14 protein-coding genes, 1 pseudogene and 1 other annotated feature are annotated in these 17319 nt (G+C 39.8%); of the genes and pseudogenes, 10 read left to right on the top strand and 5 right to left on the bottom strand.

What is annotated here, in order from left to right:
- The first annotated feature begins 227 nt into the window (after positions 1-227).
- The 7 genes and pseudogenes from Ana3638_RS17545 to pheT all read left to right on the top strand — a co-directional run bounded on the left by Ana3638_RS17545 (position 228) and on the right by pheT (position 9922).
- Entirely contained in the window at positions 228-2429 is a 2202-nt protein-coding gene (locus Ana3638_RS17545) for an ASKHA domain-containing protein (RefSeq protein ID WP_161839194.1), read from the top strand.
- A 46-nt stretch (positions 2430-2475) separates the two neighbouring features.
- Complete coding sequence (locus Ana3638_RS17540; RefSeq protein WP_161839193.1) at positions 2476-2673, top strand: AraC family ligand binding domain-containing protein; 198 nt, start codon at positions 2476-2478, stop codon at positions 2671-2673.
- 32 nt (positions 2674-2705) lie between these two features.
- The gene (locus Ana3638_RS17535; RefSeq protein ID WP_161839192.1) at positions 2706-3362 is read left to right on the top strand and encodes a helix-turn-helix domain-containing protein; all 657 of its coding nucleotides are present in this window, start codon (positions 2706-2708) and stop codon (positions 3360-3362) included.
- A gap of 132 nt (positions 3363-3494) precedes the next feature.
- Positions 3495-5558, top strand: a pseudogene (locus tag Ana3638_RS17530) (TIM-barrel domain-containing protein); the annotation flags it as partial.
- 107 nt (positions 5559-5665) lie between these two features.
- Positions 5666-5929, top strand: a complete 264-nt coding sequence (locus Ana3638_RS25350) for a DUF5110 domain-containing protein (protein ID WP_330588043.1) — start codon at positions 5666-5668, stop codon at positions 5927-5929.
- A gap of 170 nt (positions 5930-6099) precedes the next feature.
- Positions 6100-6393: a binding site (T-box leader), on the top strand.
- Between the two features lie 89 nt (positions 6394-6482).
- Positions 6483-7526 (top strand): phenylalanine--tRNA ligase subunit alpha, encoded by a 1044-nt coding sequence (gene pheS / locus Ana3638_RS17525; protein WP_161839191.1) that lies wholly within the window; start codon positions 6483-6485, stop codon positions 7524-7526.
- A gap of 11 nt (positions 7527-7537) precedes the next feature.
- Positions 7538-9922, top strand: a complete 2385-nt coding sequence (gene pheT / locus Ana3638_RS17520; protein ID WP_161839190.1) for a phenylalanine--tRNA ligase subunit beta — start codon at positions 7538-7540, stop codon at positions 9920-9922.
- 142 nt (positions 9923-10064) lie between these two features.
- On the opposite strand, the gene Ana3638_RS17515 is transcribed toward pheT, so the two are convergent.
- Both Ana3638_RS17515 and Ana3638_RS17510 read right to left on the bottom strand, forming a co-directional pair.
- The gene (locus Ana3638_RS17515) at positions 10065-11300 is read right to left on the bottom strand and encodes a sensor histidine kinase (protein WP_161839189.1); all 1236 of its coding nucleotides are present in this window, start codon (positions 11298-11300) and stop codon (positions 10065-10067) included.
- Positions 11297-12013, bottom strand: coding sequence for a LytR/AlgR family response regulator transcription factor (locus Ana3638_RS17510; protein ID WP_161839188.1), 717 nt, complete (start codon positions 12011-12013; stop codon positions 11297-11299). Before Ana3638_RS17510 ends, Ana3638_RS17515 begins: the two co-directional genes overlap by 4 nt.
- Positions 12014-12333: 320 nt before the next feature.
- Between Ana3638_RS17510 and Ana3638_RS27125 the strand changes: the two genes are divergently transcribed.
- From Ana3638_RS27125 to Ana3638_RS17500, 3 genes are read left to right on the top strand one after another with little or no spacing between them, the layout of a single operon-like run.
- Positions 12334-12615 carry an FtsX-like permease family protein gene (locus Ana3638_RS27125; protein ID WP_408609475.1) on the top strand — a complete coding sequence of 94 codons (282 nt, stop codon included), beginning with the start codon at positions 12334-12336 and terminating at the stop codon, positions 12613-12615.
- On the top strand, positions 12612-13094 hold the full coding sequence (locus tag Ana3638_RS17505; RefSeq protein WP_161839187.1) for a hypothetical protein: 483 nt from the start codon (positions 12612-12614) through the stop codon (positions 13092-13094). Before Ana3638_RS27125 ends, Ana3638_RS17505 begins: the two co-directional genes overlap by 4 nt.
- Positions 13095-13108: 14 nt before the next feature.
- Entirely contained in the window at positions 13109-14311 is a 1203-nt protein-coding gene (locus tag Ana3638_RS17500) for a hypothetical protein (RefSeq protein WP_161839186.1), read from the top strand.
- 195 nt (positions 14312-14506) lie between these two features.
- Here the strand turns inward: Ana3638_RS17500 and Ana3638_RS17495 are convergent, their stop codons facing one another.
- The 3 genes from Ana3638_RS17495 to Ana3638_RS17485 form a co-directional block, all read right to left on the bottom strand.
- On the bottom strand, positions 14507-15256 hold the full coding sequence (locus tag Ana3638_RS17495) for a response regulator transcription factor (protein ID WP_161839185.1): 750 nt from the start codon (positions 15254-15256) through the stop codon (positions 14507-14509).
- On the bottom strand, positions 15253-15411 hold the full coding sequence (locus Ana3638_RS17490) for a hypothetical protein (protein WP_161839184.1): 159 nt from the start codon (positions 15409-15411) through the stop codon (positions 15253-15255). Before Ana3638_RS17490 ends, Ana3638_RS17495 begins: the two co-directional genes overlap by 4 nt.
- 86 nt (positions 15412-15497) lie before the next feature.
- Positions 15498-17060 (bottom strand): sensor histidine kinase, encoded by a 1563-nt coding sequence (locus Ana3638_RS17485; protein ID WP_161839183.1) that lies wholly within the window; start codon positions 17058-17060, stop codon positions 15498-15500.
- Positions 17061-17319 lie beyond the last annotated feature (259 nt).

Here is a 17319-nt window from a genome sequence, read left to right as displayed (position 1 = left end):
GCATATGTTATATTATAAAACTATGATATAATGAAAGCGGAATGAGGAATTGCAAGCTTGCTTGTAAATTCCGATTGGAGCAACAAGATCATGAACAAGTTTTTAGTTCATGATATAATGAAAGCGGAATGAGGAATTGCAAGCTTGCTTGTAAATTCCGATTGGAGCAACAAGATCATGAACAAGTTTTATTTTAATGATAATAAATTTTTATGTAAGGAGTTTACATGGGAGACATTTTAGTAAAGGACGAATTTCACATAGAGATTGAACCCAAAAACGTATTACGGCTAATTCAATGTTATGAAGATAGTCCGATTTATAGTGAAGTTCTGGAAGAATATGAACAATTAAAACCTATCGTTTTAAACCGGATCCATCCTAAAGCCGTTATTTGTTTTACTGTCATACAAGAGAAATATGCTGACATCCTGCCGGAAAAAAGTCCCGTCTTATATTCCATAGCGACACTTGGAGAAGAAATAGGAGAGCTGGCCAGGCAATATTTCTCTAATGATGAGTATTTAAAAGGCATGTTAGTGGATGCCATGGGAGATGCCTGCCTGTTTGGAATGGAAGAGGACTTAAAAGCCTGGATTAAAACAGAATGCAGAAAACGAAAGGCAGGTGTCAGTCATCGTTATGAAGCACCGGTTAATATACCCATGGAAGCTCAGATAATTGCTTATGTAGAAACAAAAGCGAAAGAAACCCTGGGACTTGCTATCACTTCCGGTTATATGTTTGATCCGGTAAAAACTAATTGCCAGGTATACGCACTTACGAAAAATGAGAAGATGTTCCGCTTAGAACATGACTGCAGGGAGTGTGATAATGTGAATTGTGAGGTAAGAAATGTTTTACCTGTTACAGTAACGGTAGTAACAGCAAAAGGAGAAAAAGTTATAGAATGTGGAGAAAAAGAAACCCTTCTGGAAGCTATGATACGTGACGGTATCTATCTTAGTGCTGTTTGCGGAGGAAACGGTACTTGCGGAAAGTGTAAAATCCGGTTACTGGAGGGAAATTTATCCATTACCCTTTCCGATAAGAATTATTTTACAGAAGAAGAATTAGAAAATGGGTGGAGACTGGCTTGCCAGGTACATCCAAAAGATTCCTGTAAAGTTATGGTCATGCAAAAGGATGAATCTGATTTTGAGGTTCTTTCGGGTTATAGGAGGAAAACAGAAAAGAAAGAGAATTTGATTGAGAAAGATTATTCCGTTGCAATTGATATAGGAACCACTACCATTGCGATAACTTTGGTTGGGAATACAAGCAGAGACTCTATAGATACCTATACTGCGGTCAATCAGCAGCGGGCTTACGGAGCCGATGTTATTTCCAGAATGCAGGCATCCGCAAATGGAAAAAGCAGTGAATTAAAATTAAGTATTTGTAAAGATTTATTAACAGGAATGGATCAACTCCTAAATCGAAACGGTCTGAATGCAATGCAGATTAAGGAAATTGCCATAGCAGGTAACACCACGATGGGGCATTTGCTATTGGGGTTTGATTGCAGTAAACTTGGGATTTTTCCCTTTACGCCGGTGGACATCGGCCTGATACGGCGTCCTTTTAATGAGGTGTTTGGAGATTCTTTTGGAATGGAGTGCCCTGTTACCTTGTTACCCGGTATTTCTACTTATGTCGGAGCAGATATTGTATCCGGTTTATATTTCCTGGGGTTCCATCAAACAGATGAAATTAATCTTTTGGTAGATCTTGGAACTAACGGAGAAATGGGAATTGGCAGACATGATAAAATCATTACTACTTCCACAGCCGCCGGACCTGCTTTTGAGGGAGGTAATATTACCTGGGGAACCGGCAGTATACAAGGTGCAGTCTGTAATGTGGACATAAGTGATAACCAGGTATCCATACGAACCATTGGGGGCAAAGAACCGGTTGGTATCTGCGGAACCGGTGTAATTGAAACTGCTGCGGAACTTATGAAAGCAAAAATCATTGATGAGACGGGACTCATGGCAGAAGACTACTTTGAAAACGGTTATCCCCTGGCGAAAACTACAAAAGGAGATAGTATCGTATTTACCCAAAAAGACATCAGGGAATTACAGTTAGCTAAATCGGCAGTCCGGGCGGGTGTTGAGACTTTGCTTTTACGTTATGGTGTAAAATATGGTGAAATAAACAAGGTATACCTGGCAGGTGGTTTTGGATTTAAGATGGATCAGGATAAAGCCATTGCCATAGGGATGCTGCCGGAAGAATTCAGAGGTAAAATTGAAGCGGTAGGAAACAGTTCCTTAGGAGGAGCCGTTAAGTATTTAACGGAAAAAAATTCCAAAGCTTCCCTGGAGCATATCGTTCATGTATCTTCCGAGATCAATTTGGCAAATGACATAGCTTTTAATGATTTTTATATGAAATATATGTTTTTTGGAGAAGACGAATAATCAATTTGTTTTTTTTGCTTCTATGAGTTATAGTGGAGGTTACGTAGTGATTATAATAAAAGATACTAAGAAGTTAAAACCAGAATACCCTTTTGAGATAAGTGAACAGATCTTAAAGAAAGCGGATAACTGTGAAGATTCTTTCCATTGGCACAGTTTTTTTGAAATAACTTATATCTATAAAGGTTGCGGTAATTACTATGTAAATGGGCAAAAGTATGATGTTGACCAGGGGACATCATAATCTTTAATAACGTGGAAGCCCATGGCTGGAGTGTGTATGACGAAGATATGCGTACACTGGTTATGATATTTTCCCCAGATTTTGTTGCAGAGCGGATAAGTCTTTTTGATTTGGATTATTTAAGGCCTTTTATTGAACGAGGCAGTAATTTCAGAAATAAAATTGAAAAAGAAGACAAAATTACAAAAGAAATCCGTGATATGATTACAGAAATCTATCAGGAGTGGAATATAAGGGGGGTTGGTTACCGCCTTATGATAAAAGCCAATGTATTACGTATACTTACCTTGCTTATCCGTTATTCACAGGATGAATCCAAGTCCGGTGAAGAACTTAGGAAAAAGAAACTCGAAATGAAACGGTTACAGGATGCCTTTGATTATATAGCCCTTCACTTCTGCGAAAGAATAACATTAAATGAAGTGGCAGAATCTGTACATATGAGTCCGAATTACTTCTCTACTTATTTCAGAAAAGCAACCAATATAGGTTTCAGTGATTATATCGTTAAATTAAGGGTGCAAAAGGCAAAGGAATTAATGAAAAATACATCTCTTGGCAGTAAAGAAATTGCCGTCAGGTGTGGTTTTAGCAATATGTCCAACTTTTACCGACTGTTTAAAAAGCAGACAGGTTTTTCGCCAAGAGAGAAAAAAAAGATACAAAAAAACGGAACTAAGGTAAAATAAATACAAAATGCCGGCAGGATACTGCATAGACGATAATTACCCGGTGTGTTAGTATAAAGTGATAAACGGAATGTATTTCAGGTGTTATAAACCGTGAAATATCTGTAATATTCAAAAAAGGAGAGGGCATGAATGGAATATTTCGTTAGTGAGAATTATATTGATTTTATATTAAAGGACGCTAAAATGCGTCTGGAACCGGTAACAGCTTCTATAATCCGTTGTATTTATACAAAAAACGAGCATTATAAGCCGGAATCGGTTATTATAAGCAGAAAAAAGGATATACCCGTTAAATTTACCGTATCGGAAGAAGAGGGAAAGGTTTGTCTATCTACGGACAAGCTGGAGATTTTCATCCTGCAGGATACAGGTAATATTATCTGGAAAGATAAAAATACAAAGGAAGTATTTTTAAAGGAAGCAGGAAAATCCTTATCGAAAATTGATGTAATCCGTTATACTACCGGGGATGAAAAGCCTGTTATAGACAGGGTAAAAACCGTGGATGGGGAACGGAATTTTGTAAAAAATTTAAGAACAGTAGTTGAACGAAGCGCATACCGCGGTAAATTAAATTTTGAATGGCAGGATGATGAGGGCATTTACGGCCTTGGACAGGCAGAGGAAGGTATTTATAATTACCGAAAGCACAGCCAATATCTTTATCAGCATAATATGAGAATTCCCATGCCGATATTTGTTTCCACCAAAGGTTATGGTATATTAGTGGATTGCAATTCCTTAATGACCTTTAATGATGATGAGAATGGTTCCTATCTGTTTTTGGATACAGTTGACCAGCTAGATTATTATTTTATAACAGGAGATAAAACAGACGATATTATCGCGGGGTACCGTTATCTTACCGGTGATGCAGCCATGCTCCCTAAATGGGCTTTTGGATACGTTCAATCCAAAGAACAATATTATACAGCGGAGGAACTCGTAGATATTATCAGGCATTACCGTGAATTAAAAGTTCCAATCGATTGTGTAGTGCAGGATTGGAACAGCTGGGATCCGGGCAATTGGGGTGAAAAATTAGTAGATAAAACGCGGTATGGCAATCTTAAAGAATGTATGGACCAGATTCATGACCTGCATGCCCACGCCATGGTTTCCGTATGGCCCAATATGAACGCGGGAGGCAAAAACCATACGGAGTTTCTGGAAGCGGGATATCTCTTAAATGATTATGCAACCTATAATGCTTTTAACGAAGAAGCCCGTAAAATGTACTGGAAACAGGCGAAAGAGGAACTATTTAACGGAGGCTTTGATGCCTGGTGGTGTGATTCCACGGAACCTTTCAGCGGCCCGGACTGGGGCGGAGAAGTAAAGAGAGAACCCTGGGAGCGTTATAACCTTGTTGGTACCGAACATAAGAAGTATCTTGATCCGGCATATGCCAATCTGTTCGCCCTGATGCATGCCAAAGGAATCTATGAAAACCAGAAAGCAGAAACAACGGATATCCGTGTCTTAAACTTAACCCGTTCGGGATATGCTTCCGGGCAGAAATACGGTGCCATGCTTTGGTCCGGAGATACTTATGCAAGCTGGGAGACTTTAAAGAAACAAATTATAGAGGGGTTAAATGTGGGCTTAAGTGGTTATCCTTACTGGACCCTGGATATCGGTGCATTCTTTACCGTAGGGGATAAATGGCAAAACCGCGGCTGCGGCTGCAATACGGATCCTACTCCCAAGTGGTTCTGGCAGGGCAAATATAATGAAGGCGTAAAGGATGCCGGTTACTGTGAATTATATGTACGCTGGCTGGAATTCGGAACTTTTCTTCCCATGTTTCGTTCCCACGGAACGGATACCCCAAGGGAAATATGGAATTTTGGCAAAAAAGGTGAAATGTTTTATGAGACAATAGAAAAATTTATAAACTTACGATACCACCTTATGCCTTATATCTATTCCCTGGCAGGTGCCGTACGTTTACAAAGTGCCACCATTATGCGAAGTTTGCTATTTGATTATATGGAAGATAAGAAGGCAAGGGAGATTAAAGACGGTTTTCTGTTTGGCCCGTCCCTTTTGGTATATGCGGTAACGGAACCCATGTATTATGAAGCAAATAATATCAAAATTGAAAAAGAAAAGAAAAAAGACTGTTATCTGCCGGAAGAAAGCTGTTGGTATGACTACTGGACCGGAGAAGCGTATAACGGCGGACAGACAATTACAATAGAAACTCCGATTGACATAATCCCTCTCTTTGTAAAAGCAGGCTCCATCCTCCCTGTTACAGAAGGACTGCAATATGCGGATGAAAAAAACGGCCTCCCCTGGAAATACAAATATACCCCGGAGCCGACGGAACCTTTGTATTATATGAAGATGAAGGAAACAATTACAACTATGAAAACGGGGCATATACAACCATTGAATTTAAGTGGAATGATACAGATAATAAATTGACTATCGGAGACCGTCAGGGTTATTTTGACGGAATGGAAGCTGAAAGAACTTTCAAACTTAAGATTGGTGAAATTATAAAAGAAGTTAATTACTCCGGTGATGAAATAATAATAACCCTGATTAATAGTTAATTATTAATTAAAACTCTAGCCAAAAATCGAGAATCGTGCTTACTTTTAGCCGTTAGTGGCTAATAAAAAAGAAAAGTACGTGAGAGAGACAGACTAATTTAAAATTTAAGATTGTTAAGTAAGATATTGACAGTCATATGATAATGTGCTAAGTTAATACTATTCAATAAACAAAAGCTTTGATGGCGCATAGTAGATGCTTACATTCTGTCAGAGAGAGGGAGTCACCGGCTGAAAGCTCCCTTAAGTTAAGGTAAGTATTGAATTTTCACGCCGGAGCTTCATGTCTTAAATGCCGTGGCAGAGTAGGATGTGACGTAAGTTGCACGTTATGCAAAGAAAAGTGTCCATGACTAGTAATACAGGATTATTTGCTGTAAGAATCAAAGCAGATAAAATAGTTATTATATCAATCATGGGAAACTGGGTGGTACCGCGGATTAAACTGTTGATCCGTCCCTGTTATTTTACAGGGACGGATTTTTTTGCGTTATAAATTAAACTGCCTTAAAATTCGTTCCTGAAACAATCATAACGAAATGGAGGTACTTCTATGAAAGAGAGAATCAAACAGCTTAATGTTAATTTTCAGGAGGAAATGAAGGCAGTTAAGAAAAAAGAAGATGTAGAAAAAATCAGAATAACTTATCTTGGTAAAAAAGGCTTTGTTACGGAAATCTTTAATGAGATGAAAAAGCTAAACACTGATGATAAGAAAGAAATCGGCAGGGAAATTAACGTCTTCAAAAATGAAATCGAAAGAATAGTTGATGAGTATTATAAGAAATTTGAAGAAAAAGAGTTAGAGGAAACCTTAAAAGGTGCGGTTAAATATGATTTTTCCATACCCTCACCGGTGTCAGCAGGTACCCTTCATCCCATCACTATTGTACAGAGACAGGTGGAAGAAATCTTCAAAACCATGGGTTTTATTATTGAGGACGGGTTGGAAATACAGACGGAATTCGATAATTTTGAGTCTGTCAATACTCCGAAGAATCATCCGGCCAGAGACATGCAGGATACCTATTATCTGGAAAACGGACAGCTTCTTAAGACACATACCTCGGCTGCCCAGAATTATATTATGAGAAAATACGGTGCACCAAAAAAAGAGGAAACCCTTAAGGTACTCTTCCCCGGAAGGTGTTTCAGAAATGAAAATATAGATGCCAGTCATGAAAATACTTTTTTCCAGATGGAAGGGATGATGATCGGAGAAGATATATCAATCGCTAATCTTATCTACTTCATGAAATTGCTGCTTTCGGAAGTATTTAAAAAGGAGGTCAAAGTAAGATTACGGCCGGGATACTTCCCCTTTGTGGAACCGGGTTTTGAGCTTGACATTAACTGCCTCATTTGCGGAGGAAAAGGTTGTCCGACCTGTAAGCATTCGGGTTGGCTGGAGCTTCTCCCCTGTGGAATGATACATCCCAATGTTCTTCGGATGGGAGGAATCGATCCGGATCAATATACCGGTTTTGCTTTTGGACTTGGACTGACAAGGCTTACAATGATGAAATATGAAATTAAGGATATCCGTATATTTAATAGTGGTAACCTTAGGATTTTAAGACAGTTCAAAGACAGATAGGAGGTAGAATTATGTTGATTTCAATGAATTGGATTTCGGAATTTACGGATTTATCAGGAATAGATTTAAAAGATCTTATAAACAGATTTACCCTGTCAACGGCAGAGGTGGAAGATATCTATGAAAAGGGTAAGGATATAAAAAATGTCGTGGTAGGGGAGATCCTCTCGGTGAAAGAACATCCCGGTTCAAAGAAACTGCACCTGTTAAAGGTAAATACAGGAGATGAAATTGTGGACTGTGTATGCGGGGCTCCGGGGGTTATGGAAGGCATGTATGTACCGTTTGCCAAAACCGGCGGTCAGGTAGGTGATTTGGCAATTAAAGAGGTTATACTTGCCGGAGAAAGAAGCTGCGGTATGTGCTGCTCGGAAAAGGAAATCGGTGTCAGTGAAGATAATACAGGTTTGATGGTTCTGGATAAGTCCCACGCTCCGGGAACGGATATCAGGGAGTTTATGGAGCTTGAGGATGTTGTATTTGAAGTGGATAACAAATCTCTTACCAACAGGCCGGATTTATGGGGACATTATGGGATTGCAAGGGAAATAGCCTGTCTTACCAAACGCCCGCTAAAGCCTTTGGAGGTACTTGACACAAAGCAATTTGCGGACTTTCCCAAGGTACCTGTTACGGTTGAAAACACCGAAAAGACCTACCGGTATTCGACGATTACCGCCAGCAATATTACAAGGAAGCTTTCACCGGTAGGTATTAAAATCCGCCTTACTTATTGCGGAATGAGGCCGATCGACCTGTTAACGGATCTTACCAATTATATTATGCTGGAACTGGGACAGCCGATGCATGCCTTTGATAACGCCATAATAAAGGATATCAGGGTGAAAACCTTTGATAAGTCCTTTGAATTCAGGACACTGGATGAGGTGAACCGAACCATTGATAAGGATACCTTAATGATCTGTTCCGCAGATGGTAAACCTGCCGCCATAGCCGGTATTATGGGCGGCCAACTTTCCTGCATCAATGAAAATACGACCGGCTTACTTCTGGAATCGGCCAATTTTGACAGTGTTTCTGTCAGAAAATCGGCAGTAAGGCTTGGTATGCGTACGGATGCCAGTGCAAGATATGAAAAAACTCTGGATCCGGAGATGACAGTACCGGCTATCGAACGGTTTTTGAAATTATTAACAGAAGCAGATAAGGGGATTCAGATTACATCTTCTCTTACTGATGTGTATGTAAAGAAATATGCAATTGTAAACATTGACTTTGATAAGGCATTTGTGGATAAATACACAGGTATTTCTATTAGTACGGACCATATTACCGAAACCCTTACGGCTCTCGGATTTATCGTAGCACGTGACGGAGATAATTTTTCCGTAACTGTTCCTTCCTACCGGGCAACGAAAGATGTAACCATCAAAGCGGATATTATAGAGGAAATAACCAGAATTTACGGGTATGATAATATAGAAATCAAGTCCAATAAATCTCTGCTGTCGCCTGTACACCATAATAGCAGCCGTGAAGATGAATACAGAATCAAACAGCTTCTGGCAGACAGGTTCGGTATGAATGAAGTACACACCTATATCTGGTATGATTCCAAGTCTAATAAGGAACTGGGTATAAACACACCTCCCAATGTCCGTATTATTAACTCCGTAACGGCTGAAAATGATACTATTAAGGCAACCCTGATCCCTTCTCTGTTAAATATCGTAAACAGGAATGCTGCACTTATACCGGAAATGGGTATATTTGAAATCGGGCGCGTAACGGAAGGTTTTAAAGAGGACGGTCTGTGCAGAGAGAGAAAAAAGCTGGGTATTGTAATTGCAAGCAGGGATATGACGGAGAAGCAGACTTTCTTTCAGATAAAAGAAATAATAGAAAATATTACCTACGCTATCAGGAACTGCCTGCCAGCTTACCAGAATACGGAAATCAGTAAAAATTGCAATTATATCCATCCGGTTAATTCGGCAGTGATTAGGATTCATGAACGTGTAATCGGATATTTCTCCGGTATCCATCCTAAAGTGAGGGAAAGAATCGATAAAAAGCTGAATCTTGCTTTTGCAGAAATCGATATGGATGATTTACTGGAATTGGGAAAGGAAACTATTAAATACAGGGAAATCTCCAAATACCCGGGCATTTATATTGATTACAGCTTTCTGGTTGATAAAGAAAAACGATATGAAGAATTACAAAGAGATATATCTGCATTCCGATGTGAGTACCTGAAATCCTACGGGGTTGTTGATGTATTTGAGGACGATACCTTGTTAAAGGGGAATAAGAGTATAACTGTCAGGTTTGAATTCGGTTCCGATGAAAGGACCTTGGAAAGCAAAGAAATAAATGAAATGACAGAGGTACTTCTTTCCATACTGAAAGAAAAAGGAATACACCTAAGGTAAATAAATCGGCAATAAAAAATAGAAAGAACCGGCAGGAAGAGTTATGATACTACCCCTATACAGGACAATGAAATATAAAAGTCCTACATGGGGGTATTTTTAATGTCAAAAGCAATTATGTATTAAAAAAACCCGCTTATTACTAAAAATAATACGGCAGATAAAAAAACAACGAGAATTTTCCATTCCCCGTCTCAATTTCCATTTGACCATGGTACCGTTCAACGATTTCCTGAATGTTTCGGAGGCCATAGCCATGGAGATTCTTATCCCGCTTACTGGTAACGGGAAGTCCTTGCTCTGATTTAACTGTGTCATTCATAGAGTTGGATATCCGGCAGACCAGCAAACCTTTCTCGGCCCGGACCTCCAAAGTAATCTCACGTTGTTTCTGCGGCAGCTTCAGGCAGGCTTCGATAGCATTATCCAAAACATTTGCAAAGAGAGCACACAATTCGGATTTTTCCATATTTCCTCCTTCAGGAACGAACAGACTGTGGTTCAATTTAATATCTGCCTGCTCAATCAAAGTGATTTTTGCATTTATGACTGCATTGACCACCTGATTTTCACAATAATGAATGCTGTTTTGCATCACAGGCAGATGGATTAATTCTTCAACATAGCTATTTTTTTCATTTTCCGGTAGAGACATCAAAATCTGAAGATGATTTGCCATATCATGGCGTACGCGCCGAACCTCAAACTGCTGCTTTTCAAGGGCCTGATAATAAGCGCGGTTAAACTCGTAAAGTTGTTCCTGCTGTTCTAACCTCCGTTGTCTTGCCAGTACAGTTACCGTCCAGAGAAGTCCCACGAAAGAAAGTACTGCAATCAGCAACAGGACGAAATTGGAGAGCATGATGGGATCGGAATGGTCATAGTAAGGAGTCTGCAGCAGCACCAATGATAATACGATACCAAGCGGGGTGGCGGTCAGCAGCAGAAGCAGACGCCACATTGGTGGAGTCAGTTCATAATTTTTTGGCGGCCCATAGTGCCGCATTAGCAGGTAGAGCATAAGCCAGAAAAATACCCGGGGCGGCAAATAGCTGCCAATCCGGAAATAGCTGTCTGCCAGCGCATTGAATGCAAATGCGGTGCTTGCAACCATAAGTGCTACTGTGGTCTTTTGGAGTCTGGAACCACCGCACCCCAAAAATACCGTTATAAGGAAGATAATAATAGTGGGCGGCAGATTGGCAAAATCTCCGACAAAAATAATCATACCTGTCAGAAGCCAACAACCGATAAAAAGAAATATTTGCCGCCAGAGCTCTTTTCGAAACGGAACCAGGATGTTTAGTACCCTGGAACAGAGAAACCCTATCAGCACCTGGATCGGTAAACCAATCATCCAATAAAGAATTTCATTCATGATATTCCCTCTCCCAGCATAACTTTCGCAAGTTTTGTGGAAGCTTCAGCTTTTAAGGAGCGGCTCAAAGGTAATTCCCGCCCGTCAACTACCACCATCTTATTATTAATCTGTTCTACTGCGGTAGCATTGACCAAAAACCTCTGATGGATGCGGATAAATTCCGCACCAAGCTGATTCTGAACATCTTCCATTTTTGCATAAAGAGAAAGGGTTTTGTTCCGCGTTACCACAAATACCTTGCGCCGATCGCTGTAACAATAAAGAATATCCGTCAAATATAACCGGTAAATACCGTCAGCATTCTGGAACGTGAACTGCTCATTAAAGGATTTTGAGACTAAATTACGGACCAGTTGCAGCAACTCGTTCAGGCGGCCCTGATCCGTTGGTTTTAACAGGTAGTCCAATGCCTGAACACGGTAACCGTCAAAAACGAAATCCGGAAATCCTGTAATAAATACAATATACATTTTTTGATCAAATATTCTTATTTGCCTGGCCGTCTCTATACCTGATATACCCTCCATCTCCACATCCAGGAATAACAGGTCGATCTCTCCCGGGTGATGCTTCAGCCAGCGTACCGCAACTGCACCGGAGGAAAACTCATAAACCACCTCTTCCTTATCTTCCTGCAGTATCTTCTCTAAAGAGAACCGCAGCATATCCCGCGCCCGTCTCTCGTCATCACAAATAGCAATTCGCAGCACTGGATTCACCTCCCACACCTTTTGGTAGAAATACCCAGGTTTTAAATACCATGATATACCCGTTTTTAATATTATATCATATCCCTGGCCCAAGGCTTACACCACTTCGTGCCGTTTATATGCACTCACTACGTTCGGCACCAGTATAATATCTATCTATATTATACCATGTCGTCCCAATCGTTTAAACGAGATAATGGCTTAGGTTCTACCAAACTTTACATTAGAGCTGTCAAACTTTACATAATTTGCAATGGTAAACCGAAATTGACATCAGTAACTACTGTTTATGGCAAGGTAAAACCCGTATTTCTATTATTGTGTTATTCCAAAAAGCAGGTCATAATGATTTTTGTTCTGGTCGCAATTGGCTGTGCTGCATTCACCACCTATACATCCGGATTTTTTTTCGTTCCAAGGCTCGGGACACAGGTATGCTTCTTGCCCTTGGTGCATCCCGCAGGCAACTGAAACGTCTTTTATATCAGGACCTGACTCTGATTTCTTTCGTATCCTGCGGTACGGGTGCCTTGCTTGGCACACCCCTGGCCTGGGGCTGTGGAATATCTTTCGGATTTTCATTGTGGATACCCAGGAGATGAAATTTATATTTGAACCCAGTGTCTTGTATTTTGCTCTTTTATATTCCTTATTTGTTATTTTGATACTCTTTGGAATGGGCGGAAGATTTATCCGCCAAACAAATATTATCGACATCGTAAATGAAGCAAGAAAAGCAGAGCCTATTAAAGCTGTGCCTCTTTGGTACGGCTGTGTGGGCATTGGACTCATGATATTTGGCGGAGTTTTAGGATATTTAATGCCTTCCTTTTTCGTCAGGGTACTCCATTGGTATCCTCCGGAAGGTTTCGGAGCTATTTTCTACGTACCGTTGTTCATAGGGCTTTATATGATTTTACTCCATTCGGTAGTAAACGGCTGGAGCAGAAAACATAAACACTATAAAAATATGATAGCTACAAGTATGATGAAATTCCAGGGCCGCCAGACCGTACGAAATATGCTGGTCATGACAGTTCTTTTGGCAGGAGCTTATTTTGCCATGTTCTATTCTCCATGATGGGTACTACTGCAATGCTTGGCTATAAGGCCCGTCCAACGGATTATGTATATCACTACCGTATGGATCAGAACATGATAGGAGAGGGTGAAACAAAGGGTTTAGCTGCAAAATATGGAGTTTCCCTGAAGAATCGGCGAGAGGGACAATGTGCCATTCTGGGACAGGACGGTTTTAAGCACATCGAGGAAAAGGGGCCCATGGGCATTACCTGGCGGAAAGAGTACCGAAAGCTGCTGGGAGGTGATTGTTATATGTCTGAAAGTGCCTATAACCGTCTTACAGGAGAGAACGCCGATGTCAAACCCGGAACCTTTCAGTCTGTTTTAGGAGCAAACGGTGAAGGAGACTACATGGTCTCTGTCGATCAGAGACTCTTGCATAACATGGTCACCGGTGAAAAACTGGTTACCGGTTTTGCGGGTTACCTTCACAATGCCATGCTGGCTACCAGGGTACATGTACTGGATAACACCGACTATGACCGTATCACTTCGGGTTTAACCAATGAATGGCTGGAAAACTATGTTTTTTTCGATGATACTGATAAGGGTGATTTGTACGGATTCTCCAAGGAATTATTCTATACCATTGTGGACCATTCCGGTCCGGAAGTGGAACAAGGAGAATACTGGGATCAGGCAGCGAAAAAGATAGCAGAGGATGCAGGAGAGAGATATGAATATGACAAAGAAACTATCGAAGAGCATGGCTTCTCTGCAATCTCATACAACCAGCGGGACAGCTCCGAGTTTCGTTTGACCTGGCTCTATATGCCCCTGTTCCGTTCATTGGATCAGTCCGACTTCATAAAAACCATGGCGGTATACCTAATGCTTTTTATCTTTATCGCCATTGTCTGCTTTTCGGCAGTTATGGTGATAGCCTACACCCGCTGCCTGACCATTGCACTGAACAACCGGCAGGTCTATGATGACCTTAAGCATCTTGGAGCGGATGGAAATTATCTGCGTTGTTCGGCGCGGGGCCAGATAAGCCGTGTGTTTTTAGTACCGGCTCTGGTAGGTACCATAGCTATGTTTGCACTATATTCCCTAATCATATACTTCAATGACGGTGGCAAATTTACTCCCAGCGAGTTGGCTGGTATGGGTAACTGTCTTCTCTTAGTAACAGCATGCAGTATCCTGCTCTATGGGGTATACCGGTTGACCTATCACAATATTCTGCATGTCCTTAAAATAGTAAAATATTAAGAAATTCAAAGCAGATATTCTTAAGTCCGATGTACTAAGAAGCGTAGAACTTGCTTATAAGTTTAAACACTTTGGTTTAGAGCTGAAAAAGCTCGTTGTCTGAGGAACTATCATAACTTATATTTTACATATAATGTAAAATACTGATTTTATAAAGCTTTCACAGCCTTACGTTCGAATATATCCTCCAAAACCTTAAGGCCTCTCCCTATATTCCAGCGGACTGACCCCAACCTGCTTTTTAAAAATCCTGCTGAAATACCCTTGATCATGATATCCGACACATTCCCCTACCTGACGGACCGAAAGTTCCGGATTATGTAAAAGAACCTGTTGGGCTTTTTGCATACGCAGGGAAATCAGGTATTTGGAAGGACTTAAGTTGTATTGTTTATAAAATATTTTGGTAAGATAACTGGAACTGTAGTTCATATTGCCTGCAATCAAATTAAGATTAATATCGCTACAGTAATTTTTGGCAATATAGTCCTTGAGAATACTTGCAATCTGAGCAGGTGGGTTACGGGTAGTGGAAGGATTGAAAATATCTTCAAAGGAGCTCTGCTGTAATTTAAATTTATTCCTCAGCTGTAATAAAGTAGATTTAAGTTCGTCCGGATCTACCGGTTTGAGCAGGTATTCCGTTACTTTAAGTTGTATGGCACTTTTGGTATATTCAAAATCGGAATAACCGCTGGTTATAATAAAATCTGTCAGTGGATAATTATCCTGGATTTTCTTGATCAGTGTAATTCCATCCATAACCGGCATCCGGATATCGGTGATAACTAAATCAGGAGTCAGCTTCTCCACCAATTCATACGCCTGAATACCGGTCTGTGCAGTACCTACAACTTCGAAATCAGTATCTGATGTTTCAACTTTTTTTACTAAATTATGAAGTAACAGTTCTTCATCTTCAGCAATAACTACGGAATATTTCATTTTTCCTTTGCTACCTCCTTAACTTTAAGTCTTTGCCCGATGGATACAATGCCATTCCCCTCTTTTGTATTACCGTAATGAAATATCATGGTATCCCCGCAAAAGAGTTTCCATCTCATATATACATTAATCATACCTAAACCGTTAATTTGCATCTCCGGCATTCCTGGGTTACTGTTCACTTCTCTGATCCGTTCATTAATGGTTTCAATATCCTGGTCGGAAAATCCGTTTCCGGAGTCTATAATGTCAATCTGCCAGTAATCCTCATATATCCGTCCCGTAATAGACAGATTCCAGGGGGGATACAATTGGTGCCGTGCTTGACGGCGTTTTCAACAATTGGTTGTATAATCAGTTTTGGAACACGGTATTCTAATAAAGCTTTCTCAATATCAACGGTATAATTAAGGCTTGACTGGTACCTTACTTTCATACAATAAAGATATTTATTCACATAGTCGATTTCAAGACCAATTCCAACAATAGTGGCAGAACTGTCTGTAATATACCTCATAATTTGTGAAAGATAACGGCACATGGTAATAACCTCCTGGGGTTGTCCGTTTTCCGCCAGGACAATGATACTGGAGAGTGTGTTATAATATAAGTGCGGATTTATCTGGGATTGCAGGGCAAGGGTACGGGATTTTAATTCCTGCTGTCTTGAATCAATCAGCTCATTCATGGATACTTTGAGGTTTTCACTCATGGACTGGAATGCAAGATATAGTTCCGATACCTCATTATAAGTACCGGGGTAATTAGAAACTTTATCTTCGCCAAGGGTATCAATCTGTATCCGCTGTATAATGTGTTTTAAATGCTTAATCGGCTTTACCAGACTTCGTGATAAGGAATAGGAAATCAGCAGGGAAGCCGCAAGCAGAATAAGTACAAACAAAAGTAATATTTTAACCAGTCCGTTAACTGGTTTTAATATATAGGATTCCGGCTGTACGGTTATATAGGTCCAACCGCTGTAGGAAGAGGTACTAAAAACCATATATTCCCGTTCTCCTGTACCAGGATTAATCAAGGATATGATATTATTCTTATTTTTAACAATAGAATAATAATCAGGAATGGAATTTTGTTCTTTCTTGGTCAGATTATAAGGATAGATCAGGCTGTTATCTGCCGAGTAAATATAAACCTGTGCGGAATCCTTAACTTTTCTTTTATAACTGGTTATATTTTTAAAAATGCTTTTACAGCGTTTAATTGTTTCCACTGCCCCTACTGTTCGTCCGTATTGGTTATTGTAAGAGCGGTAAACAGAAAGGAACCAGTCAGGATATTTTACAGAAGTTGACAAAGAAGAAGTATTATAAGGTTTACTGATCAATTTTTGTCCATCTAACTCAAGGGCTTTGTTAAACCAGGAAATGTTTTTTAAATTAACCGTATCCGTATTGGTTTTAATTCCAACTTTTAACCTGTTGCCTCTCATATCATACAGATTTATCTGATCTACCTTTATATCTGCACCATTAATGGTAACAAACAGACTGGCTAGGCTGTCCAGGGTATTCCTTGAAATATCAAGATTAAAGGACGAATCCAGTTTATCTTTTACCAGACTGCTGTAATTAATGTTAATGGAAACAGTATCCATATCATTAATAATCGTATCTGTCTGCTCCATGAAATAAGAATTTTGCTGGGTCAGGTTATTAATTTCCTGCCTGATTAATTGATTGGAAACATATTTGTAGAAAAAAATGCTAAACGTCAATAATATTAATATTGCAAGTCCAACATAGGCTAAAAATAATTTAGTCTGAAGTTTCAGCTGGCGCATGTCTTAATTCCTCTTTCTAATGTCTTGGGAAGTTATTAGTATGAATAGTCTCGCTAAAATACATGCGAGCCACTAGAAGAATAGCAAAAACAGCTATTCTTCGGGATTTATGCCCAAAAAGGCATGGGTGTTAGTTTGGATAGAATAAGAAGAAAGTTTTATTAAAATTAACTTGAAATTTAAGCAGCTATTTATAGTATAACACCTTTGTTAAAAAAGTACAAATAGTAATTGGAAAAGTGTATAGACTTAGATAATT

The organism is Anaerocolumna sedimenticola, assembly GCF_009931695.1.
GTDB lineage: Bacteria > Bacillota > Clostridia > Lachnospirales > Lachnospiraceae > Anaerocolumna > Anaerocolumna sedimenticola.
The sequence above is the reverse complement of the archived record's forward strand: the minus strand, read 5'-3'. Positions and strand labels throughout refer to the sequence as shown.

Excerpts from the sequence above, each read along its gene's own strand:
- Ana3638_RS17495 (WP_161839185.1), bottom strand. The coding sequence starts at position 15,256 with ATGAAATATTCCGTAGTTATTGCTGAAGATGAAGAACTGTTACTTCAT.
- Ana3638_RS17485 (WP_161839183.1), bottom strand. The coding sequence starts at position 17,060 with ATGCGCCAGCTGAAACTTCAGACTAAATTATTTTTAGCCTATGTTGGA.
- Ana3638_RS17505 (WP_161839187.1), top strand. The coding sequence starts at position 12,612 with ATGAAATTTATATTTGAACCCAGTGTCTTGTATTTTGCTCTTTTATAT.
- Ana3638_RS17490 (WP_161839184.1), bottom strand. The coding sequence starts at position 15,411 with ATGCAAATTAACGGTTTAGGTATGATTAATGTATATATGAGATGGAAA.
- Ana3638_RS17500 (WP_161839186.1), top strand. The coding sequence starts at position 13,109 with ATGCTTGGCTATAAGGCCCGTCCAACGGATTATGTATATCACTACCGT.
- Ana3638_RS17515 (WP_161839189.1), bottom strand. The coding sequence starts at position 11,300 with ATGAATGAAATTCTTTATTGGATGATTGGTTTACCGATCCAGGTGCTG.
- pheS (WP_161839191.1), top strand. The coding sequence starts at position 6,483 with ATGAAAGAGAGAATCAAACAGCTTAATGTTAATTTTCAGGAGGAAATG.
- Ana3638_RS17545 (WP_161839194.1), top strand. The coding sequence starts at position 228 with ATGGGAGACATTTTAGTAAAGGACGAATTTCACATAGAGATTGAACCC.
- pheT (WP_161839190.1), top strand. The coding sequence starts at position 7,538 with ATGTTGATTTCAATGAATTGGATTTCGGAATTTACGGATTTATCAGGA.